Here is a 21,205-nt window from a genome sequence, read left to right as displayed (position 1 = left end):
CCTTCCTGGCCTGGTTGCTCACGACTCGCCGCGCGGGCTGTTCTGGTAAGCCGCCAGCAGCCACTCGCCGTCGCGCTCGACGAGGATCCAGGACGCCCGGATGGCCCGGGCCGGCGACACGTCCTCGGCGCCGGGCTCCAGGACACCGCCCTCGGTCGTCAGCACCGCGACGCCGGGCGCGATGAGGCGGGCGTCGACCGGCGTGCCGGTGACCCGGGTGCCCTTGAGCTGGCCCTGGAACGCCTGCTCCATGTATCCGCGGATCTTGTCCCGGCCACGGCAGAAGACCCCGGGCAGGATCATGGTCGCGTCCTCGGTGAACGTGCGGGCGAACGCGTCGGCGTCGTGCTCCGCCCACGCGGTGACGATGTGCCGCGGTACCGCGGCCACGGCGGCCTGAGCCTCGGCGTTGAAGGTGCTCGTGGTCATTCTGGTGTCCTTTCTCGGCGGCTCAGAGATAGAGGGTGTCGGGTTCGAGGCCGCACAGGATCCGGCCGTACAGCTCGGTGTTGGTGTCCGGGTTCATCAGCGCGTGCAGGTTGACCGCCTGCACATCGCGGGCGATGCGCTGGATGGGCACGTCGTCGTAGAGCGAGGAGCCGCCGCTGGCGCCGGCGAGGATGCCGACCGCCTCCCTCGCCAGGCGGCACGCGGCTCCCAGGTCGGCCCGGGCACGGGCGCGCTCGGCCAGGCTCCACGGCTGGCCGCCGGCCGACTTGTCGTCGACCTGCGCGGTGAGGCGGTGCACGTGGAACTCGGCCTCGTCGGTCTTCAGCTCCGCCTCGGCCACCTGGCGATGGGTCAGCGGCGCCTCGGCCTGCTTCTCGTACCCCGTGTAGGTGATCTTGCGCTCGGGCAGCCGCTCGAGGAACGTCTCACCGGCCGCGCGGGCCAGGCCCAGCACGGTGCCCACCGACGACGCGGAGGCAACCGGCAGCAGCGGCGCCCGGTACATGGCGGGCGCGCCAGCCGCGTCCGGTCCGGTCCGGCCCTGGAGCACCACCGGCAGCGGCAGGAACCGCTCCGCCGGCACGAACAGGTCCTGGGCGACAGTGCTGACGCTGCCCGTGCCGCGCAGGCCGGACGTGTGCCAGTCGTCGACGATCTGCAACTCGGACGTCGGCACCAGCGCCATCACCGGCATGGGCGGACCATCACCGCCGACCAGCACCGCGATGATCTCCTGCCAGTGGCTGTGCAACGCGCCGCTGATGAAGCCCCACTTGCCGTTGACGACGATGCCGCCATCGGCCGGGACCGCCATGGCGGACGGGCTCAGGGTGCCGCAGATCCGCACGTTCGGCGTGGAGAAGACCTCCTCCTGCACGGCCTCGGGGAACAGGCCGGCCATCCACGTCGGGATCCAGTAGACGGAGGCGGTCCACGCGGTGGCACCGTCGGCCCGGCCGAGCGCGGTCGCGACGTCGGCGAGCGTGCGGGTGTCGGCCTCGTAGCCGCCGAACCGCTTCGGCACCCGCAGCTTGAAGACCCCGGCGTCGGCCAGGGCCTCGATCGTTTCGTCGGGCAGTCGGCGGTCCCGCTCGGCCTGCACGCCGTTCTTGCGCAGCAGCGGGGCGAGGTCCGTGACGCGCGCGACGATCTCCTCGCGCCTGGGTGTGTCGGTGGTGGTCAGCACGGCGGCTCCCTGAGGTCGTCGGTGGATGTCAGGCGGCGGGCACGGGGGCGGTCAGCCGGACCGGCAGCGTCCGGTGGCCGTTCATGATGAAGGTGGGCAACGGCTGCAGGTCGGCGACCGGCACCGCCAACGCGATGTCGGGAAAGCGCTCGAACAGCGAGGAGAGGCCGGTGGTCGCGACCGCCCGGGCCACCCCGGCGCCGAGGCAGTAGTGCGGTCCGTGGCCGAAGGAGAGGTGCTCCTTGTCGGCGCGCTTCAGGTCGAAGCGGTCGGAGTCGTCGCCGTGCAGGGCGGGGTCGCGACCCACCGCGCTGTAGTTGATCAGGATGGGATCGCCCTGCGGGATCGTCACGCCGTCCAGCTCGATGTCCTCGACGGCGTACCGCAGCGGCAGGTGCGCCAGCGGCGACTCGACCCGCAGCGTCTCGTCGATGACGTCGTTCCAGGTGGCCTCGCCGGACAGCACGAGATCCCGCTGCTCCGGGTTGCTGAGCAGGGCCGTGATGGCGTTGTCGAAGAAGTTGATGGTGGTCTCGGAGCCGGCGCCGAGGATGGCGAAGATGGTGTCCGTCAACTCCTCCTCGCTGAGCCGGGAACCGTCCTCGTCACGCGCGGCGATGAGGTCGCTGGTGATGTCCTCGCCCGGGTTCTCCCGCTTGGTGGCGATGAGATCGGCCATCGCGCCGCGCCACCCGGCCAGCACGGCCTGCGCCTGCTCCGGGGTGACGGTGGTGTCGACCATCATGTCGATCACCTTCGCCGTCTTGGCGCGAGCCTCCTCGGACATGCCGATGAGGTCGGCCACCAGGCGGGCCGGCAACGGGTACGCGAACCGCTCACGCAGGTCCACCACCTCACCGGGGGCGGCGGCGGCCAGACCGTCGAGAAGTTCCTCAGTGATCTTGGCGATCCACGGCCGGATCGCCTCCGTACGCCTCGGGGTGAACGCCTTGCCGACCAGCTTGCGCAGCCGCACATGGTCCTTGCCGTACGCGGTGACCATGTTGTCCATCGCGATCCAGCTGATCATTTCCCAGTCCGGCGGGATCTCGCCGTTGATGAACGCCGGCCAGTGGTTGCGGGCGCTCTTCGTCACCCGCGGATCGGTGAGCAGTTGCTTGATCACCGCATAGCTGTTGATCGACCACGCCACCACGCCGCCGGGCAGAACCACCTGAGTAGCGGCGCCCTGCGAACGCAGCTTCGCGGCCTCACCGTGGATATCTTTTCCGGTGGTGTCCAGAGAAAACGGGCAACTGTCCATGGATGACTCCCAGTTTCGGCGGAGTGTTTCGGCCACGCGCCGGTCCGCCCGGCGAAGCCGATGTGCCCGTTCCGTGGGGCGCAGCGGATCGACCGGTGGCGTTGCACGAGCGTGTCATCAGCCGATCCGACGATGCATCTCTCGGTGTGCGCACTCGGCGACGGCCTGCGAGAACGCCCATGTCAGGTTCGGCGAGGCCAGGCAGAACACCCGCGCCGGGCTGAAGGACGATCGTGACGTCGGTCCGCTCAGCCGGGGTCGGCGCAGAGGTGGGAGGTCAAGGCGGGCCACTACAGTGGCCATCATGTCCGTACGTCCGCCTCTTGCCGAACAGTTCGATCTGCGCCCGCACCCTGAAGGCGGCTGGTTCAGGGAAACCTATCGGTCCGCTGTCACGTTCGAGCCCGATGGCTACCCGGGCAGCCGTGCCGCCGCGACGGCGATCCTCTTTCTTCTCGAGCCGGGTGACTCGTCGGCCTGGCACACCGTGCGGTCGGATGAGATCTGGTTCTGGCACTCGGGTGGTCCGTTGGCGCTGACAATCGGTAGGGACAGTCGGCCGACGATCCTGAGTGCCGAGTGCCCGCAGGTCCTGGTTCCGGCGGGCGAGTGGCAGTCCGCGAAACCGGCGGGCGACGAGCACGTCCTCGTCAGTTGTGTGGTGAGTCCGGGCTTCGATTTCGCCGACTTCACCATGCCGTGAGCACGCCCCCGAGCGTCCCCTCATCGCGCCGGGAGGGCAGCGCCGCGGCACCGCCACGCCCCTCCGTTCAGTCGCTGACCCTGCTGCGGGACTGGTAGACCAGATCCTGGTACTCGGGATGCCGGTCGATCCATCCCGCGATGAACGGGCAGGTGGCCAGGACGCGCAGATGCGCGGCACGGGCTTCGTCCAGAGCAGTGCGGGCCAGCGCCGACCCGACCCCCTTGCCCTCGTATTCCGGCGAGACCTCGGTGTGCACGAACGCGACGAGTTCCGCGGTGCGGATGTACTGTGCGACGCCGGCGACCCTGGACTCCCCGTCGACCCGGGCCTCGTACCGGTTGGCCTCGGGAGCGTCCGTCACTTCCACCATCTCGTGCCCTCCATACGACGCGCCGGAATCGACCTTGTCCGCGTACTCGTGAACGTCACAGTTTGTCGGTCCTCACCTAACAGGGCCACGGTGCCACCGGAGGGGGTCGTCCTCCAGCACGGAGCGGTCCCAGTTCCCGAGGTCCGCAGCGGCCTCGTAGGTGGTGCGGAGGAACTCGGCGACCGCGCGGTCGGGGTCCGGTGCGGCGCGGGCGACCTCGTAGGGCAGGAGGAACTGCTGGAACTCGGAACTGTAGTAGGCGCCGTCGGGACCGATCTGCCGCTCGGCGAACCCGTCGGGTGCGGGGTAGGCGTACGAGTAGAAGGCGCCTTCCTCGCCGCCGCCGGGCCAGAACCCGCAGCTGGACAGTTCGCGGGAGTAGCCCTCGACCATCACCCAGTCCCCGCAGTTGGGCACGCCCCCGGGGTGTGGCGGGGCCGACCGGCCGGAGAAGCGTGTGCAGGCGAGGTCCATCCCGCCCCAGAAGAAGTGCACCGGACTGACCTTGCCCACGAAATGCGACCGGAACTCGCCGATGACCCGATTCGCCTGCAACAGCTGACGCCAGAACAGGGCGGCCGCGTCGCCGTCGTAGGAGGCGTGGTCGTGGTCCTCAGCGAACGGGATCGCCGGGTCGACCTCGTTGGGGTACGGCCGGATCGGTGCCTCGATCCCGAGTTCGTCGAGCATGGCCATGACCCGCGAGTAGAACTCGGCGACCGGCATCGGCCGGAGTGCGAGGCTCCGCGCGCCGCCGCCGCTGGTCCGAATGTCGAGCCGATGGCCGATGAAGTCGAACTCGATCTCGAAGGCTCCCGTGCCGTACGGGATGGCGGACGTCGTCAACCCGCGCGGGCTCACGTACAGGGTCACCTGCCACCAGTGGTTGAGAAACGGAGCGTGGGCCATACGGATCTTGCCCACGATCTGGGTCCACATGTGCACCGTGTCGCGGGTGGCGGTCCAGTCCGAGACCCGCAGGCTCGGCCAGGTCATCGTTGCCGGGCTCGTCATCACTACTCACATCCTTGGCGCTGTCACGAGAGGGTGACAGAGGTCGTTGTCGTGGCCGGTCGTCGCGTCAGCGGTACTCGGGGTTGCCGGCGTCCGGATGTGCACCTGCCTCCCAGGCCGTGCGCTGGTTGCCGTAGGCCGGGAATCCACCAGCGCTGCGCATCATCGACGCGAGGTGGAGCAGGTTGTAGGTCATGAACGCGGTATTACGGTTGGTGAAGTCGTTCTCCGGCCCGCCGGAGCCCTCGTCGAGGTAGGACGGGCCGGGGCCGACCTCGCCGAGCCAGCCCGCGTCCGCCTGCGGCGGGACGGTGAAGCCGATGTGCTGCAAGCTGTAGAGGATGCTCATCGCGCAGTGCTTCAGGCCGTCCTCGTTGCCGGTGAGCAGACAGCCTCCGACGCGCCCGTAGTAAGCGTACTGGCCCTGCTCGTTGAGCACGCCGGAGTAGCCGTAGAGCCGCTCGATCACCCGACGGGTCACCGAACTGTTGTCGCCGAGCCAGATCGGCCCGGCGATGACCAGGATGTCGGCGGCGAGTACCCGGGTCAGCAACGCGGGCCATTCGTCGGCGTCCCACCCGTGCTCGGTCATGTCGGGTCGGACGCCGGTGGCGATGTCGTGGTCGACGGCGCGGATCTGGTCCACGGCGACCCCGTTCGCCTCCATGATCGCCGCACTGCGATCGATCAACCCCTGGGTGTGGCTACGCCCTGCGGAACGGTTGAGGGTGCAGTTGATGTACATCGCTCGCAACCCGGTGAAATCGGGCTTCTCGATCAACGACGCGGTCATGGGCGGGTCCTTCCTGGTTGTCGGTCGCGCCCCCGCCCGGCTCGGTCGGCTCAACGAGCGCCGCACCCTGGCAGGGTCCGACGACGCACCGTCCAGCTCCCGAGCGCGGCGGCGCATCCGGTGGATCAACGTAACGAGTGATGTGTCCTGACCTGCGCCGAATCGGCCGGTCAAGAGGTCGGCCACGGCGGACCGGACGCAGCGCCTACGCGCTGAGCGCCCCCGCAGCCGCCGCGATCGACGCGGGTGTGACGCGACGATCGTGCGGTGACCACCCCAGTATTCGGCGCTCACCAGCGAGCGAACAGTGACACCACGTCACAGGCGATCGTGACACCACGCCACTGGCACTTCGAGGAACGGCCAAGCTGCCCCGCCCCGGACGACCGCGTACCGGATCACGATCTGAACGCCGACCGGCCGGGCGGTCGGGGGCACGTCCGCCACGGGCCGCCCTGGGCTCGGGCCGCAACGCATCGCGTTGACCCGGCAGCACCCCGTAGTTAGCGTTAACAAGTCCGTCCAGTTTGGAGACAAACGTAACCGGCCAAGGAGGATCAATTGAGACTGCGACAGCCAAGACCACGTCTCGGGCGGAGTCGGAAGGGCAGAGGTGTCGCGGTCCTGGCACTGGGTGCGCTTCTTTCGGTCTCGATCGCGGCAACGCCCTCGTACGCTGCCGAGGAGCAGCTCACCCAAGGCCTGGTGCACCACTTCGCCCTCGACGAGACCAGTGGAACGACCTTGGTCAACTCGGGTAGCGCGGGTGCGGCAGCGAACGCCACGCTCGTGAATCCCGAGAAGGCGACCCTGACCGGCGAAGGAGTCAGGTTCAACCCCGACTCCTACGAAAGCGCCCTCGACGGCGCATACGTGGCGCTGCCGAACGACATCACCGCCGGCATGTCCAACCTCACCGTGGACTACGACGTGTGGGTCGACCCGGCGAACGTCGGCGAACACCAGATGTGGGGTTTCGGCCGTAAGTCCGGCTCGTGTGACGCCGACACCGGCGCCGAGGGCTCCATCTTCGCGTCGAACACCCAGCGGTTCCGCGTCGCGGTGGGTCCGACGAACCTCCAACAGAACCGGGTCCGCATGCTCGAAAAGGCGTGGACCCACGTCACCTACACCCAGTCACTGAACTCGGACGGGACGAGCTGGACCGGCAGGGTCTACCTCGACGGTGTGCTGCACGCGACGTCGACGAACCTGACGACGGCGCCGTCGGTGAACGCGGCGGGGACCAACTGCAACTTCCTCGGTCGCTCGCAGACAGCGGGCCACTACTCGTTCCGCGGAACGATCCGGGACTTCCGCGTGTACGACCGGGCCGTGAGTCTGGACGAGACACTCCTCCTGGCCGAGAAGACGGTCTCCGACGGCGTTCGCGCCGACGCCGCGGCCATCGACCTCGGCCGCACCAGCGCGGTCGTACGCGACCTCGTTCTGCCCAAGGTCGGCTCCGTGGCGGGCTCGGCCATCACCTGGACGAGTTCCGACCCGTCCGTCGTCGAGGTCAACACCCCGCCGGCCGTCGCCAGCGCACGCAAGGTCGCGGTGACGGGCAGGATCACCCGGCCCGCACAGGGACAGGCCGACGCAACAGCGACGCTCACGGCGACTGTCCGCAAGGGCGCGCAGGAGGTCACCACACGGGAGATCCCCGTGGTGGTGAAGGCCGAGTTCGACGATGCGCAGGCTGTCGACCGTGACGCCTTCGATCTGACAGTTGACGGCGCCGATGGCGTACGCGGAAACCTCGACCTCGCCGCCGAGGGCGAGTTCGGATCCACTATCACCTGGAGGTCGACCACCGGTCTCGTCACCCCGACGGGCGTGGTCAGCCGCCCGGCCTTCGGCCGTGCGGACGTTGCCGCCACCCTGACGGCGACCATCAAAAAGGGTAAGGCCTCGCAGAAGAAGTCGTTCCCGGTGACCATCACCGCCATGCCGCGATCGGAGGAGTACGAGCGGTACTTCATGGGGTACTTCAAGGGAGAGGGGATCGCCGACGGCGAGCAGATCATGTTCGCCACTTCCAACGGAAACACCGCTCTGGACTGGACCGGTCTGACCGGAGGGCGGCCGTCACTCATCTCCCAGCTGGGCGACCAGGGGCTTCGTGACCCGCACATCGTCCGCTCCCCCGACGGCGACACGTTCTACATGATCGCCACCGACCTGAACTGGTACGACCAGGGCGGGTACGCCATCAACGACACTCAGTACATCGAGGTGTTCGAGTCGCACGATCTGGTGAACTGGACCCCTCAGCGGCACGTGAAGGTGGCGCCCGACAACGCGGGCAACGCCTTCGCACCAGAGTCGCTGTGGGTCGAAGAGCTCGGCGCCTACGTCGTGTTCTGGGCCCAGTCGCTGTGGAACGATCCCGTGAACCGCACCGGTCAGGGGAACGCGCAGATGTGGTACGCCACGACGCGGGACTTCAAGACGTTCTCCTCTCCCCAGGTCTGGCAAGATCCGGCCCCGCTGTCGCGGATCGACACGACCGCGATCCGCGTCGGTGACCACTACTACCGGGTGACCAAGAACGAGGCCGGCAACCAGGGCTCGGACATCTTCTCGGAGAAGCACACCGACTTCCTGGACAGCAACATCGCCAACTGGACGTTGGTCGCGCCAGCTCTGGGGCGCACGACGTGGGTCGCCAACCAGGGGTACGAGGGACCGGTCGTCTTCAAGGCCAACCCCGGTGACACCGCCTGCCCCGGCCAGTTCTACCTCTGGGGTGACCGGTACACGAACGGTGGTGGGTACCAGGCCGCGTGTCACGAGAACATCGAGGCTCCGACGTGGAACGCCAAGGCGATCACGATGACCAACGCAGGTGTCGTCCGTCCCCGGCACGGCACCGTGATCCCGCTGACCGTCCGCGAGTGGAACGACATCCGCGGAATCCCGAACAGCGACGTCACCACCACCACAGAGGTGGCTGTCGAGCCGTACGCGAGCGGGGCCCAGACGACCACTGCCACAGTGACGGTAACGGCAGCTGACGGGTTCGAGACCGGGGGCCAGGTACGGATCAGCATCGGCTCGTGGTCGAAACTCGCCCACCTGAGCGACGGTACGGCGACCGTCACGCTGCCGACGGGTCTGCCCGCGGGTGCCCGGACGGTCAAAGCCGAGTACCTCGGCTTCGACTACCTGACGGCGTCGGAAGGTACGGCGTCGATCGAGGTGCCCTCCGGCCCGGCCGCCGTCAAGGTCAAGGCGAAAGCCACGCCGGCGTCCGTTGTCCGCGGGGACATGTTCAGACTGAACGTGACTGTCGGGCCGGCGGGCGGACCGAAGCAGCACGCTCCGACCCCGACCGGCGAGGTCACCGTCACCTTCGGCGGCATCGCGTACGTCGTGCCACTGGCGCACGGCAAGGCCGTCGTCGAACTGCAGACCGCCGACCTGCGGCCCGGGGCCTACCAGGTCCACGTCGCCTACTCGGGCAACCCGACCTATCAGCCCTACGCCGCCGACTACCAGAAGTTGACGGTACGTAAGTAGTAGGCACCCCGACGAGACGCGCCACAGTAGTGGGCGGGCGAGATCGATCTCGCCCGCCCACTGCCCGTCGGCCTGTGTCTCAGGTGACGGACCTGCGGCCGACCTCAGCCCGTTGACTCACGACCCTGGTGGGGAGCCCGTGCAGTCGGGTGCGCACCACCAGATCGTGCAGGGCGTTCACGGCTGCCGGATCTGCGCGTTCGGGCAAGACCGAGGTGTCCCGGGCCGTCTCCAGCTCGGCGCGCAGCCGCGACACGTCGGTAGCGAGCCACCCTGCAACACCCGCGGGGAGCGGGCCATGCTCGGCCTCTCGTTTGGCGGCAATGAGATCCGGTACGTACGACAACCTCGTCCCCAGCACGGCAAGGTTCGTCTCCACGCGGCCGGTCCGCATCAGGTGGATCCCGGTGAGCAGGACCCGCAGCGTATAGAGCGCGGGCTTGAGCTGCCCGGTCCTGGCGTACAACCTCTCCTGAGTGGCCGCGAAACCGAGGTAGTGGTGCGCATGGTGACGGGTGACCAGTCTCGGGGCCAGGGCGATGAGTTCGGCGTGCACCGCGGTAGTCACGACCACCAGCGGTGACAGCAACTGCTCCAGGACGTACCCGTTGCGGCTGTTCAACAGCTTGACGAACTTCAGCAGATCGTGGCTGACCACGTCCAACTCGACGCCGTCGCGCACGCCCATGTGTTGCAGCGTCTGCGGACCGGTGCGCAACCCGACGACCTCCTCGGCCCGGAGCAGGTGCACGGCACGCAGATCCAGATCGGAGTCGATGGACGCGAATCCGTACAGATGCGCACCGCTGACGGTGGCGAACAGCAGCGGGCGGGGCAGGTCGCGGGCTGCCTCGGCGGCCCACGACGGCACCTCGGTGGTCACTACAGGTTCCTCTCCCGTACGGCCGCGAGCAGCCGATCCACGTCAATCTGGTCGGGCTGATCGGGCAGCACTGTGGCGGCGGTCGCGTCGGCGAGCTCGGCAAGTAGGTCCGCCGCCCAGGCGGCAACCTCATCCCAGGGCAACTCGCCGCGCCGCACCGCGAGCAGACGGTCGCGCAGGTGACTGACGTCGACCAGCACCTCCCCCGTACGCAGCACATGCGCCCCGGCGATCAGCAGCCGTACCATGTGCATGGCCTGCTTGTGATTCGTCTCGCCGGTCCGCTCGCGGCGGGCCGCCACCCGGTTGAGCTGATCCCTGGCGTAGTTGCCGTAGGTCTCGGCCACCCGCCTCGACAGGAACGCCTGCCGTGCTGCCAGCAACCATTCCCCGTCGACGGTGATCGTCTCGACCAGCGGGGACCAGAGCACCTCCAGAACTGTCGGGTTGCCCTGCAAGGCCAGGACGCAGAAGCGTTCGAACTCCCAGGAGAACTGCTCCGCCGCCGGACCGTCGAGGTGGGTGGGCGGCTTGTCGAGGTGCCAGAACGCTCGTGTGGGCGCTACATACACACCACGGCGGTCGTAGTCGGAGGCCAGGTCGTGCAGCCCGTACGCCCGGGACCCGACCACAACGGCGAGTGCCGTATGCCGCTCGACAAGCTCGATCACGCCCGGGACGCTACCCAATCACCGTCCCGCACGCGCCACCCTTTTCGAACACTCAGCGTCGGTGACCTCGAACTGAACGACGGACGTCATTTTTGGTAGTACTGCACGACGCAGAACTCGTTGCCTTCCGGGTCGGCCATCACCAGAACCGCGCCTTCCGGGTAGTCGTGCCGTTCGCCGGTCCACCGGCCGCCCAGCGCCCCGATCCGGTCCACCGCTTCACCGGCGTCGGCGACAGCGATGTCCACGTGCAGACGCGCCTTGCCGACCTTGGGCTCCGGTACCGGTTGGAACGTCAGCACCGGCCCACCGTCGGTAACGATGACTCGCCGCCAGCCGGGTAGGGACTCCGTCACCCGGCCGCCGAGCACGGCGGACCAGAAGTCAGCCAGCTTCTGTGGGTCTTGACAATCCATCGTGACGCCGGCAAATCGGCCCAAGGTCGTCGTCATGGGCCCTAACGTAGCCGTGCCACAAGACCCTTGTCAGGGAGCACTCGACTCGGCAGATCAGTACACCGGCTTGGACCTACCGGCTCACAGCGCAGCGCTCGGCTGAGGCCGTCGGATGAACTGTCGGTCGCGGGCGGTCACCGAAGCGGTTGGGCCTGCCGCTCGAAGGACGACATCGAGGACCAGGTCGGGATCCGCTACGTAGGCGCCGCTGGCCCATGCGGCGTTTGCCTCGATCACGGCCCAGTGACCGTCGACCAGTCCTACGTCGACGACGATGGCGGAGGGCAACGTGTGCCCGTAGCCGGCGATGAGATCGGCGCCGAAGGCTAGCGCGTCGGTCGACGGAGGGCCGAGGTGCAGTCGACCGTGCGCGGCGTACTGACTGCCTGCGTAGACAACAGCGTCGAGCACGTGTAGCCGGTACTCGGCGCTGAAGTCGACGATGTCGCTGACGAGCACTGGAGTCCGCCGGTCGACAGCATCGGGGCCGGGCAGGCGGGAGCCATCCGTGTAGATCATCGCCGGGATGTTCTTGTCATTGGGCGACTTGATGAACGCCGGTCGACGGAGTTCGTAGGCCTCGCCGATGGCGACCAGGGTGATGTCGCGGCGGGTAAGTTCACGAGGAAGCCCAGTCAGCCAACCAGGTTCCGCTTCCAGCGGCGCGATCCCAAGCAACGGTGCGACGACATCCGCGAAGCTCGGTCCTGCATGAAGGTGATCAGCACGCAGCCCGGCGGGCACCTCGAAAGAGCCGAGCTGGACGGTGTGTATTCCGCGTCGATGAGCGGCGTCGCGCAAGCTCCGAGCCGAGGCCGTCAGACGCGGCGGCAGGACAAGTGTCACGGCTGATGATCCTGCCCCGATACGCCGTCACAGTTACAGCGGTTATCAGGCGTCCGGTGCCGCCGGCCACTATGCGACGCCGGGGGTGGGGACACCGGTTCGAACCGCCTCGGGAAACCTCTCGATTCGACCACCGGGGATCGACCACAATGCCACAGTGGATCGCGAGCGCCTGGTGAAGTTGAGCAAACGGATGTCGAAGGCCCTCCGGCACGACCCCGGCCGGGCCGGCCTGGTGCTCGACCCGGCCGGTTGGACTCCCGTCGACGCTCTGCTCGCCGCCCTACGGATCGAGCGGGCCGAGCTGGACGCGGTCGTCGCCGGCAACGACAAGCAGCGGTTCGCTGTCGAGCGCGGCACCGACGGTATGCTGCGAATCCGGGCCAACCAGGGCCACTCGGTCCCGGTGGACCTCGGACTGCCCTCGGTGACCCCACCGGACCGGCTCTATCACGGCACCAGCGCCGACGCGCTGGAGTCGATCCGGGCCACCGGCCTGCACCGCGGCGGCCGGCACCACGTCCATCTCTCCACCGACACCGAGACCGCCCATCGGGTCGGTGCCCGGCGGGCCGGTCGGGTCGTGATCCTCACCGTCGACGCGGCGGCGATGGCCGCCGACGGGCACGTGTTCCACCGCAGCGCGAACGGCGTCTGGCTGACCGACGCGGTCCCTGCCAGCTATCTGCTCGACTGAGCCCTGGCCTGGCCCGGGCCGCTGAGAGGGAAGCTGATGGCGATGCCGGCAGGTGCCGTTCGTGTGCTGTTCTTCTCCTTATTCGAATTCCTCGACGAGCCGCACGTCGGGCGCGGCGTCCGGGTGCAGGAAACTCAGCAGCGCGGCACCCTCGGCGGCCACCGCGTCGCGGTCGGCGGCCGTCAGCGGTACGAAGAGCCGAACGGTGAGCGCCGCGGCTGCGACCGTCCACGCTCCCGCCGTGAACCCGTCGACCAGTACCGCTCTGGGGACCGGACCGTGCCGGGTCACCGCCCGGTTGCGGAACTCGTCGGTGAGCACCCGCGTCCGGTCACGATAGGACAGCAGCAGGTTGTCGAAGTCGTACAGGTACCGCACCGGTGCCGGGGTGTCCGGGTCGGGCCGTGGCGCGTCGGGCAGGTCGACGTACCCGCCGGGGAACGTCCGCAGCCGCGTGCGACAGATCGCGCCCGAGCTGCTGTCGGCGACGGAGACGAAGGGAGTCCCCCGTTGACCGACGATCTCGACCGGCTGCGCGGCGTCATGACCGATGTGGCGGAGCACGGCGGAAGCACCGACCTGTATGAGCGCGCGCTGCACGAGTCCCGCCGACTGCGCCGGCGCAGCGTTGTCACGAGGAGCGCCGCCGCAGCCACGGGCGTGCTGGCGATCGTCGCCTCCGCGACGCTGGTCGGCGGCCGAATCTCTGGCCCCCCAGCGCCGCCGGCCACCGATCCGCCGACGGTTGTCCCCATCCCCCCACCCTCGACGGAGCCGACCTCCGCCTCGCCGACACCGTCGGCATCATCGCCATCACCGTCGGCGCCGACATCCCCAGCACGGCCTTCGAAGACGACGGCGGGTGGGCGGCCCGACCATGGCTGCCCGGTAACGGCGGCGACCTTGAACCGCGTCCCCGGTCTGCCGGGCGGTTACCGGATCAGCCCGGACAGGGTGGACTGCTGGAAGGACTGGGCGACCGGTTGGGACCCGAAGCAGCAGGGCGACGGCGCGTACCTCTTCCGGTACACGCCGAGCCGGGGCTGGCGCATCCATGGAGCGGGCAGCGCGTTCAACTGCGCGGACCTGGGAATCACCAGGGACCCGGACGACCCGCCACCGTTCTGCTATTGAGCAGCGGATACCGGTGTTCGGGCCGCGTCGGACAGCGGCGGTTGACCATTTTCTCGCGGTCGGCTGGCGGCAGGGTCAGGGGCGGCCGTGCTCAATCTGGTGTCGGGCGCGGGAGCGGGCGGCGGCGGCCGGGGTCGAGCCGGCGGCGCGGGCGGTGCGCAGGATGTCGGTGAGGGTGTCGGCGATGCCGTGGACCCGGGCGGTGGCCTGGGCGGACGTTTCCCGGTGTAGCTCGATGGCGGTGGCGTGGATGATGCCGCCGGCGCTGACGATGATGTCGGGCGCCCAGAGGATGCCGTGCTGGTGCAGCAGGTCGGCGGTGGCCGGAGTGTCGAGTTGGTTGTTGGCCGGTCCGGCGATCGCGGCGCAGCGCAGTGTCGGCACTGTGTGCGGTGTGAGCAGACCGCCGAGAGCGGCGGGGACGAGCACATCCACGTCGGCGGTCAGGCAGTCCTGCGGGCTGGCCCAGGCGGCACCCGCTGTGTCGGCGAACGTTCGCCTGCCCTCGTCGGTGTCGGCGGCCACCAGGGTCGCGCCGGCGTCGGCGAGTATGCGCAGCACGTGGCTGCCGACGCGGCCGAGGCCGAGCACGGCGAAGCTGCGCGTGGACAGGTCGGCTGACCCGAATCGCTCGGCGCACAGGGCATGCAGCGCGGCGACGACGCCGACGGCGGTGTGGCCGGAGGAGTCACCGCTGCCACCGGCCTGCACCGGTCGGCAGAACGCGTGCGGGGTCCGCTCGGCGATCGTGACCATGTCGTCCGGTCCGGTTCCCACGTCCGGGCCGGTGGCATAGGCGCCATCCAGGCCGGCGATGACGTCGCCCACGTCGTGCAGCACCGCCCGACGGGTGGCCGCGTCAAGTGTCCTGCCCGGGGGCAGTGCGATGACGGTCTTGCCGCCGCCGTTGGGCAGCCCAGCCAACGCGCACTTGTCCGACATCGCGGCCGACAGCCGCAGCGCGTCGGCGAGCCCGTCGCGCCAATGCGGGTAGTGCGCGAGCCGGCAGCCGCCGATGGCCTGACCGAGCGCTGTGGAGTGCACCGCGACGACGATCGGCAGGCCCGACCGTACGCCCCGCCTGAGGACGACGTGTTCGTGCATGGACTCGGTGTCGAGATGGGTCGCGACCATGATGGCTCCTGTCGTGTGCTCGCCGAAACGAGATCGACAGTAGGCAGGTGCGCGGCACTGACCGGCTCAAAGCGAACAACGTTCGGAGAACTGGCAAGATTTCGGTCGTGGACGAACTTGATACGGCGATCATCCAGCACCTGCAGACACATGCGCGGCAGACCAACCGCGAACTGGCCCGGGCAGTAGGCATCGCGCCGTCCACCTGCTTGGAACGCGTGCGCGCACTACGGGAACGCGGCGTGATCACCGGCTACCACGCCGAGATCAGCCTGGCCGCCCTCAACCGCGGCGTCCAAGCATTGCTGCACGTTCAGGTCCGGCCCCTGAGCCGCACCGTCATCGACGGCTTCAAGAAATATGCGATGGAGCTGCCCGAGGTGCTGTCGGTGTACGTCGTGGCCGGCGGCGACGACTTCCTCGTCCACGTCGCCGTACCCAGCGTCGACGGCCTGCACGCCTTCCTCATGGACAAGTTCAGCGGACGCCGCGAGATCGTCGGGTTCCGCAGCTCTGTCATCTATCAACACGCCCGAAAGCAGGTCATCGAACCGCTTGACCCGTAACGCTCGTTTGGTACGCCCATGCCTACCTCGCCGTCGGACCTCGGCACCTGAACACTTTCCCGCCTGATCGGCAATGTCAGGTTGAAGCGCGGATTTTTGCCGAGGAGGGCCATGGCTTCGGATGCGGATTTGATAGGCCGGTCGCTGGAGGGCGATGTCGACGCCTTCGTAGAGGTGGTCGAGCGTCATGAGGCCGCCGTCGGTTCGTACCTCGTTCGCCGGGTTGGGCGGGATGCGGCCGAGGACCTCCTGGGCGAGGTGTGGGTTGCGGCGTTCGAGTCGCGGCGCTCGTACGACCGGTCGTACAACGATGCGCGACCGTGGCTGTACGGGGTGGCATTGAATCGCTTGCGGCGCTACTGGCGGTCCCGGCCGGCCGAGGACCTGGTCGCGGACGTACCGGACGTGGCTACTGGATGGGATCCGTGGTCGGCGGTGGACCTCGGCGTGGACGCCCGGGCGGTGCTCCGGTCGGCCCTGACGCGGCTCAAACCCGAAGAGCGGGAGGTCCTGAGGCTCGTCGCCTGGGAGGACCTGACCGCAGCCGACGCCGCGCGGGCACTCGGCATACCGGCCGGCACCGCGCGGCGGCTGCTGAGCCAGGCCAGGACGGCATTGCGCGACGCCCCGGGGGTGTCCGCGCTTCTGAAGGACCGCAACAGCGCGAAGGAGAGACACCGATGACCGACGAGCTCGATCTGGTCGGTGCGTTGGGCAGCGCGGAACCACTACGCCCGGAGGCGTATCAGCGGGCGCGGGCGGTGCTGCGGGCGGCTATGGCCGATCCCGGAACCGTGCGGCTGCTGGGGGCGGTATCAGCGGAGGACACGACTATGGAGGCGACTTCAACCATGGAAACGACGACAACCACGCGGGAGCAGCGCCGCCGCCGGATCGGTATCGCGGGCCGATTGGGCATCGGCGCCGGGGTGGGGGTTGCCGCCGCGGCGGCAGTCGTCGCCGTGGTGCTCAACTCGTCGGCGACCGGGGTCACGGAGGCCAGCAAGGATTCGTCGGCCGCCACCTCAAGCTCGACCACCGTCGACCGGCCTGCCGAGCGCGCGCCGCTGATGACCCTGGCCGGGTCCATCAAGACGCTCACCCCGTCAGCGGGCGACGCGTGGCTGGTGAAGGCGACGCAGGTCCACGGCACCAAGACCATGCAGGTCGTGTACACGCTGTACACCGACGGTCACGCGATCTATTCGGGCAACAGCGTGCGGGACATCAAGCGCGCGATCGCCCGTCATCAGGATCAGATGACGGACGGCGGCTACGCTCCGCTCCTCAAGGCAGCCGTCGCCGCAGCGGACAGCAGCCCGGCCGACGGCCGGACCCAGATGCTCAAGGCAGCCGAGGACCCGCTGGTGGGCCTCGACCCCGCAGCGCAGAAGGCGGTGTGGGACAAGCAGCAGGCGGACGCCCAGGTGATCATCAAGCAGAAGGGCGGCAACGCCGAGCCGAAGCCGTACAGCCCTCAGGCCGTTCAGCGGCACTTCGACAATGCCCTGTGGACATTCAGCATCGAAGCGCTGTCCGCTGGCGACGGCAACACGCAGGTCCGGGCCGGTGTGCTGCGTCTGCTGTCCACCATCGCCGCGGTCAGCGTCAAGGACTCGACCACCCACGGCAAGGCCACGCTGACGATCACCGCCGGCCCCGAGGTGTTCGGCGGCGAGGTCAGCGAGGTGCTGACCATCGACGCCACGACCGGCATGCTGGTCAAGCACGTCTCCAACGTGCCGGACCTCCCCCGGGCCTCCACAACGTACGAGTCCTCCCGGGTGACGACGGCCGACCTGTAGGCCGGGAACTCGAACCCAACAGCGTTCTGCAGACGGGCGTAACGCGCCCAGCGTTCGATAACGGTGCGGGCCACCTGGAGGTGGCCCGCACCGTCGTTCTGTTGTTCGCACGGCCAATGTTCACCCGACAGAAGGCTGCTCACCATGCGGCTGGTACAGACCATGTGGGGCATCAGCCGGCATTAACATTCACTCGCCTCGAACTGCGGTCCGATTCGGGTCATGGCCGGCAATTCGGCCGACGCGGCGCCCTCCCGGGCGCCCTTCCTCAACACTGAAGGAGTCGATACGTGCGGAAAGCATTCAGCATGCTCGTGGCGCTGCTGATCATCACCGGCTCCGCGCAGGCCGCGCAGGCGGATGCGGGGCCGGTGACGAGACTGACGCTGACGAGCGGGAACAACTTTTACTCAAGAGTCGAGGAGCGCCTCCTGAGCCGAACGGTCACGCTCTCGGCCGGAGAGTCGAGGCACGTACGGGGCCGTCTTGAGGCGACGAGCAGCGTCACGCAGATCGTGGCGATGAACAACACGCTCAAGTGCGTGGACGCAGCCGGCACCGTGGTCGGCACCACCTCAACGTCGTCCCGCAACCACGAGGGCTCGGACACCACGTACTACGCCACGCCTGGGCATCTGCCGATCTACGCCGACCTGCTGTTCACCGCGCCGTCGGCCGGCACCTACACCTGCGGCCTCTACGGATACACGGCCTCCAGCTCGCTCACCGATTACCATCTGACCGCCGTCGCCACCAACACCTGGCTCGAGGTGAGCGACACCAACCAGGTGGGCGCACGCTGGTGGCAGAACCCCTCCTGCAACAGCACCGGGACGTCCAGCACCTGCACCTACGTCGGCGCGGGCACCTCCACGGCCTGGGTGTTCTACAACGACGGCACGCCCGTGTACAAGTGGAACGCGCACAGCAACGCCACCAGCGTCCAGGCGCTGGCCAATCTCGAGCTCACTACCTGCTACACGGGTACCGCCTCGTGCAACAGCAGCGTCGACGCCTACGAAATGCCGCGCGGCACGAACGCTGTGGTGGATGTGCGCTTCGAGATGATCCAGCTGGACACGACGGCGCACACCTGTCGCACGACGAGCACGGCGACGTCCCGCAAGACGATCCGCGACGACGCGCACCACTACGTCGCGAACTTCGCCCTGTCCGGCATCCCGGTCGACCCGACCTGCGGCACCCGTAACTTCATCATGCGGATCTTCGTGCAGCACGTCTCCGGCAACCCGATCAAGATCGACGGCGTACAGAGCACCACGTCGCTCACGAACGGCATCGCCATGAACATTTTCTGACGGGTCGCGCGGTCGTACACCGGTCCAGGAGCCCTCCGCGTGGGGGCCCTGGACCCGTTTCGGGTCTGGACGAATGAAACAAGTCAGACTATGTCGTTTATCAATGCGTGGGACATCGCCGCCGCGATCGGGACTATACGATCACCGCACCATCCGGGCACCTTCCACTAAGGAGGCTCCATGCGTAAAAGCATGGTGTTGCTCTGCTGCCTAGTCACCACGATCGCGGTCACATCGTCCCCCGCCCAGGCGAAGGAGTCTTCGGCCGGGCCGGCCCCGCAACCCGGCTTTGCCGCAGCAGTCGACGTCGAGGCGATGACCGCGCAGTTCCACCGACTGGAAGCCGCTGCCGCCGCGCACCCCGACGGCGCGGGCGGCACCTATTTCGACGAGGTGACCGGTCAACTGGTCGTCCGCCAGGTACAGAACGCCGACGGTGCCCGGCTTCGCTCCGCGGTCGGCTCCCGCTCGCGACAGGCCGGAGAGGTCCCGGTCCGGTTCGAGACCACTGCGGTACCGATCAAACGGCTGGAAGCCGCAGCCGAGCGGCTGGCAAACAGCCGCGCCTGGGCTGGCTCCCACGCCGCCAGCGTTGACCGCGTGAAGCTGGACCGCCTGGCCGGAGAGGTCGTCATCCACGCTTCCGGGGACGCGGACGCACTCGTCGCCGCCGCCGTCAAGGCTACCGGCGTGACTCCCCGGGTATCGGTCTCGCAGGCCGGGATCACGCCCGCCAGCCGCCGGGTTGACAGCATCCCGTACTACGGCGGGTTGGCGATGTTCAACTACAACGTCACCGCCGCGGGGGACAACCCGCGTAGCGTGAACGCGTACTGCACGACCGGCTTCCGGATGACTCGCGGGGGAACGAACAGCAACTGGGTGACGACCGCTGGGCACTGCGGTGCCAATGGCACCACCTTCTGGCACAACGGCGGCTGGAACCTCCGCGTCAGCTCGAACTACCTGGCCCTGGGCACGGACGTCTCCATGGTCGCCGGCGAGAACGGGGCCTACTTCAGCCGGTACTCCTGGTTCGGCGAGCGCGACACGTCGACAGCCAACCCGGTCACGGCGAAGCTGACCGGGTGGCCCGCCATCGGCTCCGCCGTCTACATTTCCGGCTCCAACGGCGGCCTGGTGTACGGCAAGGTCACCGACACCGGCAACACCGGATGCAGCGGCTCCCCGGTGGTGGAGGTCGACACCGTCACCGGACACGCGCAGGACGGTCCCGTGCTCGGCGGTGACTCGGGCGGACCGGTGACGAGGTGGAACACCGCCACCTCAGCAACGAACGACCTCGTCGCCGAGGGCAGCGTCACCTGTTCCGACCGTAGTAGTTACGCCGAGTTCGACCCGATCCACCGCATCGAGGCGGCGACGGGCGCCGTCGTCGTGGTCGCCGGCACCTGACGGAAGCTTGTGCGGGCGGTGTGCTGACTGACGCCGCCCGCACGTTCTCACCGCCCAACGCCGCGAACGCGCACCCATGCAGAGCCGCGTATGCCACGAAGTAACGCGGCCACCATCGACGTCGGTCCGCCTGCGGGAGGAGTCGCGAACGTCCGTCGGCTACGCCAGGTCGCCGAGCGCGGGGGACGATGTTCAACGAAGTTCGCGCTGGCGCTGCCCTCGGCGGTAAAGCCGTGCAGTCGCGGCGTCGATGTCGGCTCGCCTTACTTTTCCGGCAAACACCTCGTACGAGTTCAGAAAGGAGCTTTCCGATCCACGGTACTTCCGCTCCTCATAGACATGCGCCTGAATACAATCCCAGGTTCGTAACATCCGGTAAGTGGTCTGCACTGCGATGAAGTCCCAATCGGCCAGACCGTATTCCGCCAGATAGCTCAGGTGCTGGTAGTAGCAACTGACTTCGAAGGCGCGACCTCGGAGCGGCTCCGGGAGTCTGGTGAAGCCCAGGGCGACGTCATGCTTGGGCAGCTCCTCCCACAGCTCCGCCTCTCGACGCGTGAACTCTGGCAATCGTTGCGCCTTCAGTGCGTCGAGCACGATGGGCAGATGGTTGGCGTTCTGGTTCAAGCGAAGCGCTCGCCAGGCCAAGAACGACGATGTGACAACGGCGGCTAAAGCAACCACAAGGGCCAATACATTGGTCAACTGGGACATGTTCCTGCCACCCCCTGAGAATGCCGTGTCTATCAGGGTAGGCAGATCTCGCAAGGGCTGGAGCGGGCATGCCACGGCACGGGCGTCCGAAATCTTGTATCCACCTCCTCATCCAGGTACGGGTGGAGTTTCACCACCGAATAGAAGCACTTTTAAGGCGTACCCCGACATTGGCCACGTGATTCCGACCTGCGAGTCCCCTCGGACCCTGATGCCTCAACGCGGGACGGACGTGTGCGTCGGGCCGGCCCTCGCCA

At 68.2% G+C, this 21,205-nt stretch carries 22 protein-coding genes; 9 read left to right on the top strand and 13 right to left on the bottom strand.

All coding sequences use genetic code 11. The annotated features are described in order from the left end of the window. Nucleotides 1-18 precede the first annotated feature (18 nt). Genes ACLQ3F_RS07860 through ACLQ3F_RS07850 form a run of 3 tightly spaced genes read right to left on the bottom strand, consistent with a single transcriptional unit; the run spans nt 19 to nt 2,900 of the window. Entirely contained in the window at nt 19-429 is a 411-nt protein-coding gene (locus ACLQ3F_RS07860) for an SgcJ/EcaC family oxidoreductase (protein WP_355008671.1), read from the bottom strand. Between the two features lie 22 nt (nt 430-451). Next, the gene (locus ACLQ3F_RS07855) at nt 452-1,633 is read right to left on the bottom strand and encodes an acyl-CoA dehydrogenase family protein (protein WP_425848197.1); all 1,182 of its coding nucleotides are present in this window, start codon (nt 1,631-1,633) and stop codon (nt 452-454) included. 31 nt (nt 1,634-1,664) lie between these two features. Beyond that, a complete protein-coding gene (locus ACLQ3F_RS07850; RefSeq protein WP_357194157.1) occupies nt 1,665-2,900 on the bottom strand; it encodes a cytochrome P450 family protein in 1,236 nt (411 codons plus the stop codon). Nucleotides 2,901-3,204: 304 nt separating this feature from the next. Here ACLQ3F_RS07850 and ACLQ3F_RS07845 point away from each other — a divergent pair, with 304 nt between their 5' ends. Further along, nucleotides 3,205-3,603 (top strand): cupin domain-containing protein, encoded by a 399-nt coding sequence (locus ACLQ3F_RS07845; protein WP_425847463.1) that lies wholly within the window; start codon nt 3,205-3,207, stop codon nt 3,601-3,603. 67 nt (nt 3,604-3,670) lie between these two features. On the opposite strand, the gene ACLQ3F_RS07840 is transcribed toward ACLQ3F_RS07845, so the two are convergent. From ACLQ3F_RS07840 to ACLQ3F_RS07830, 3 genes are all read right to left on the bottom strand, one after another. Further along, nucleotides 3,671-3,976, bottom strand: a complete 306-nt coding sequence (locus ACLQ3F_RS07840) for a GNAT family N-acetyltransferase (RefSeq protein ID WP_387350547.1) — start codon at nt 3,974-3,976, stop codon at nt 3,671-3,673. 72 nt (nt 3,977-4,048) lie between these two features. Beyond that, on the bottom strand, nt 4,049-4,990 hold the full coding sequence (locus ACLQ3F_RS07835) for a DUF5996 family protein (protein WP_425847462.1): 942 nt from the start codon (nt 4,988-4,990) through the stop codon (nt 4,049-4,051). Between the two features lie 67 nt (nt 4,991-5,057). Next, nucleotides 5,058-5,783: a flavodoxin family protein gene (locus tag ACLQ3F_RS07830; protein WP_425847461.1), complete on the bottom strand. Its 726-nt coding sequence runs from the start codon at nt 5,781-5,783 to the stop codon at nt 5,058-5,060. Nucleotides 5,784-6,488: 705 nt separating this feature from the next. Between ACLQ3F_RS07830 and ACLQ3F_RS07825 the strand changes: the two genes are divergently transcribed. After that, complete coding sequence (locus tag ACLQ3F_RS07825; protein ID WP_425847459.1) at nt 6,489-9,308, top strand: immunoglobulin-like domain-containing protein; 2,820 nt, start codon at nt 6,489-6,491, stop codon at nt 9,306-9,308. A gap of 79 nt (nt 9,309-9,387) precedes the next feature. Here ACLQ3F_RS07825 and ACLQ3F_RS07820 read toward each other — a convergent pair whose 3' ends face one another. From ACLQ3F_RS07820 to ACLQ3F_RS07805, 4 genes are all read right to left on the bottom strand, one after another. Next, nucleotides 9,388-10,191: a nucleotidyltransferase domain-containing protein gene (locus ACLQ3F_RS07820; RefSeq protein WP_425847457.1), complete on the bottom strand. Its 804-nt coding sequence runs from the start codon at nt 10,189-10,191 to the stop codon at nt 9,388-9,390. Beyond that, complete coding sequence (locus ACLQ3F_RS07815) at nt 10,191-10,862, bottom strand: nucleotidyltransferase domain-containing protein (protein ID WP_425847455.1); 672 nt, start codon at nt 10,860-10,862, stop codon at nt 10,191-10,193. The genes ACLQ3F_RS07820 and ACLQ3F_RS07815 overlap by 1 nt, the downstream gene beginning before the upstream one ends. 86 nt (nt 10,863-10,948) lie before the next feature. Then, complete coding sequence (locus ACLQ3F_RS07810; protein WP_425847453.1) at nt 10,949-11,314, bottom strand: VOC family protein; 366 nt, start codon at nt 11,312-11,314, stop codon at nt 10,949-10,951. Nucleotides 11,315-11,398: 84 nt separating this feature from the next. Continuing rightward, nucleotides 11,399-12,163 (bottom strand): ATP-grasp domain-containing protein, encoded by a 765-nt coding sequence (locus ACLQ3F_RS07805; protein WP_425847452.1) that lies wholly within the window; start codon nt 12,161-12,163, stop codon nt 11,399-11,401. Nucleotides 12,164-12,320: 157 nt separating this feature from the next. On the opposite strand from ACLQ3F_RS07805, the gene ACLQ3F_RS07800 reads away from it, so the two are divergent. Then, nucleotides 12,321-12,860, top strand: a complete 540-nt coding sequence (locus tag ACLQ3F_RS07800) for an RNA 2'-phosphotransferase (RefSeq protein WP_425847450.1) — start codon at nt 12,321-12,323, stop codon at nt 12,858-12,860. Between the two features lie 78 nt (nt 12,861-12,938). Here ACLQ3F_RS07800 and ACLQ3F_RS07795 read toward each other — a convergent pair whose 3' ends face one another. Next, nucleotides 12,939-13,424: a DNA glycosylase AlkZ-like family protein gene (locus ACLQ3F_RS07795; protein ID WP_425847449.1), complete on the bottom strand. Its 486-nt coding sequence runs from the start codon at nt 13,422-13,424 to the stop codon at nt 12,939-12,941. Nucleotides 13,425-13,763: 339 nt separating this feature from the next. On the opposite strand from ACLQ3F_RS07795, the gene ACLQ3F_RS07790 reads away from it, so the two are divergent. After that, nucleotides 13,764-13,994 carry a hypothetical protein gene (locus ACLQ3F_RS07790; protein ID WP_425847448.1) on the top strand — a complete coding sequence of 77 codons (231 nt, stop codon included), beginning with the start codon at nt 13,764-13,766 and terminating at the stop codon, nt 13,992-13,994. A gap of 75 nt (nt 13,995-14,069) precedes the next feature. Here the strand turns inward: ACLQ3F_RS07790 and ACLQ3F_RS07785 are convergent, their stop codons facing one another. Next, complete coding sequence (locus ACLQ3F_RS07785; protein WP_425847447.1) at nt 14,070-15,128, bottom strand: Glu/Leu/Phe/Val dehydrogenase dimerization domain-containing protein; 1,059 nt, start codon at nt 15,126-15,128, stop codon at nt 14,070-14,072. Between the two features lie 47 nt (nt 15,129-15,175). Between ACLQ3F_RS07785 and ACLQ3F_RS07780 the strand changes: the two genes are divergently transcribed. The 5 genes from ACLQ3F_RS07780 to ACLQ3F_RS07760 all read left to right on the top strand — a co-directional run bounded on the left by ACLQ3F_RS07780 (nt 15,176) and on the right by ACLQ3F_RS07760 (nt 20,234). Next, nucleotides 15,176-15,694, top strand: a complete 519-nt coding sequence (locus ACLQ3F_RS07780) for an Lrp/AsnC family transcriptional regulator (RefSeq protein WP_425847446.1) — start codon at nt 15,176-15,178, stop codon at nt 15,692-15,694. A 111-nt stretch (nt 15,695-15,805) separates the two neighbouring features. After that, nucleotides 15,806-16,378 carry an RNA polymerase sigma factor gene (locus ACLQ3F_RS07775; RefSeq protein WP_425847445.1) on the top strand — a complete coding sequence of 191 codons (573 nt, stop codon included), beginning with the start codon at nt 15,806-15,808 and terminating at the stop codon, nt 16,376-16,378. Beyond that, nucleotides 16,375-17,499 (top strand): hypothetical protein, encoded by a 1,125-nt coding sequence (locus ACLQ3F_RS07770; protein ID WP_425847444.1) that lies wholly within the window; start codon nt 16,375-16,377, stop codon nt 17,497-17,499. The genes ACLQ3F_RS07775 and ACLQ3F_RS07770 overlap by 4 nt, the downstream gene beginning before the upstream one ends. A 314-nt stretch (nt 17,500-17,813) precedes the next feature. Next, entirely contained in the window at nt 17,814-18,818 is a 1,005-nt protein-coding gene (locus ACLQ3F_RS07765; protein ID WP_425847443.1) for a hypothetical protein, read from the top strand. A gap of 180 nt (nt 18,819-18,998) precedes the next feature. After that, nucleotides 18,999-20,234, top strand: coding sequence for a hypothetical protein (locus ACLQ3F_RS07760; protein WP_425847442.1), 1,236 nt, complete (start codon nt 18,999-19,001; stop codon nt 20,232-20,234). A 192-nt stretch (nt 20,235-20,426) separates the two neighbouring features. Here the strand turns inward: ACLQ3F_RS07760 and ACLQ3F_RS07755 are convergent, their stop codons facing one another. Beyond that, on the bottom strand, nt 20,427-20,948 hold the full coding sequence (locus ACLQ3F_RS07755; protein ID WP_425847441.1) for a hypothetical protein: 522 nt from the start codon (nt 20,946-20,948) through the stop codon (nt 20,427-20,429). Between the last annotated feature and the right edge of the window lie 257 nt (nt 20,949-21,205).

This window comes from Micromonospora sp. DT15, from assembly GCF_049841475.1.
Lineage (GTDB): Bacteria > Actinomycetota > Actinomycetes > Mycobacteriales > Micromonosporaceae > Micromonospora.
This window is presented reverse-complemented; position numbering and strand designations above follow the sequence as displayed.

Excerpts from the sequence above, each read along its gene's own strand:
- ACLQ3F_RS07860 (WP_355008671.1), bottom strand. The coding sequence starts at position 429 with ATGACCACGAGCACCTTCAACGCCGAGGCTCAGGCCGCCGTGGCCGCG.
- ACLQ3F_RS07850 (WP_357194157.1), bottom strand. The coding sequence starts at position 2,900 with ATGGACAGTTGCCCGTTTTCTCTGGACACCACCGGAAAAGATATCCAC.
- ACLQ3F_RS07845 (WP_425847463.1), top strand. The coding sequence starts at position 3,205 with ATGTCCGTACGTCCGCCTCTTGCCGAACAGTTCGATCTGCGCCCGCAC.
- ACLQ3F_RS07840 (WP_387350547.1), bottom strand. The coding sequence starts at position 3,976 with ATGGTGGAAGTGACGGACGCTCCCGAGGCCAACCGGTACGAGGCCCGG.
- ACLQ3F_RS07835 (WP_425847462.1), bottom strand. The coding sequence starts at position 4,990 with ATGACGAGCCCGGCAACGATGACCTGGCCGAGCCTGCGGGTCTCGGAC.
- ACLQ3F_RS07830 (WP_425847461.1), bottom strand. The coding sequence starts at position 5,783 with ATGACCGCGTCGTTGATCGAGAAGCCCGATTTCACCGGGTTGCGAGCG.
- ACLQ3F_RS07810 (WP_425847453.1), bottom strand. The coding sequence starts at position 11,314 with ATGACGACGACCTTGGGCCGATTTGCCGGCGTCACGATGGATTGTCAA.
- ACLQ3F_RS07785 (WP_425847447.1), bottom strand. The coding sequence starts at position 15,128 with ATGGTCGCGACCCATCTCGACACCGAGTCCATGCACGAACACGTCGTC.
- ACLQ3F_RS07775 (WP_425847445.1), top strand. The coding sequence starts at position 15,806 with ATGGCTTCGGATGCGGATTTGATAGGCCGGTCGCTGGAGGGCGATGTC.
- ACLQ3F_RS07770 (WP_425847444.1), top strand. The coding sequence starts at position 16,375 with ATGACCGACGAGCTCGATCTGGTCGGTGCGTTGGGCAGCGCGGAACCA.
- ACLQ3F_RS07760 (WP_425847442.1), top strand. The coding sequence starts at position 18,999 with ATGCGTAAAAGCATGGTGTTGCTCTGCTGCCTAGTCACCACGATCGCG.
- ACLQ3F_RS07755 (WP_425847441.1), bottom strand. The coding sequence starts at position 20,948 with ATGTCCCAGTTGACCAATGTATTGGCCCTTGTGGTTGCTTTAGCCGCC.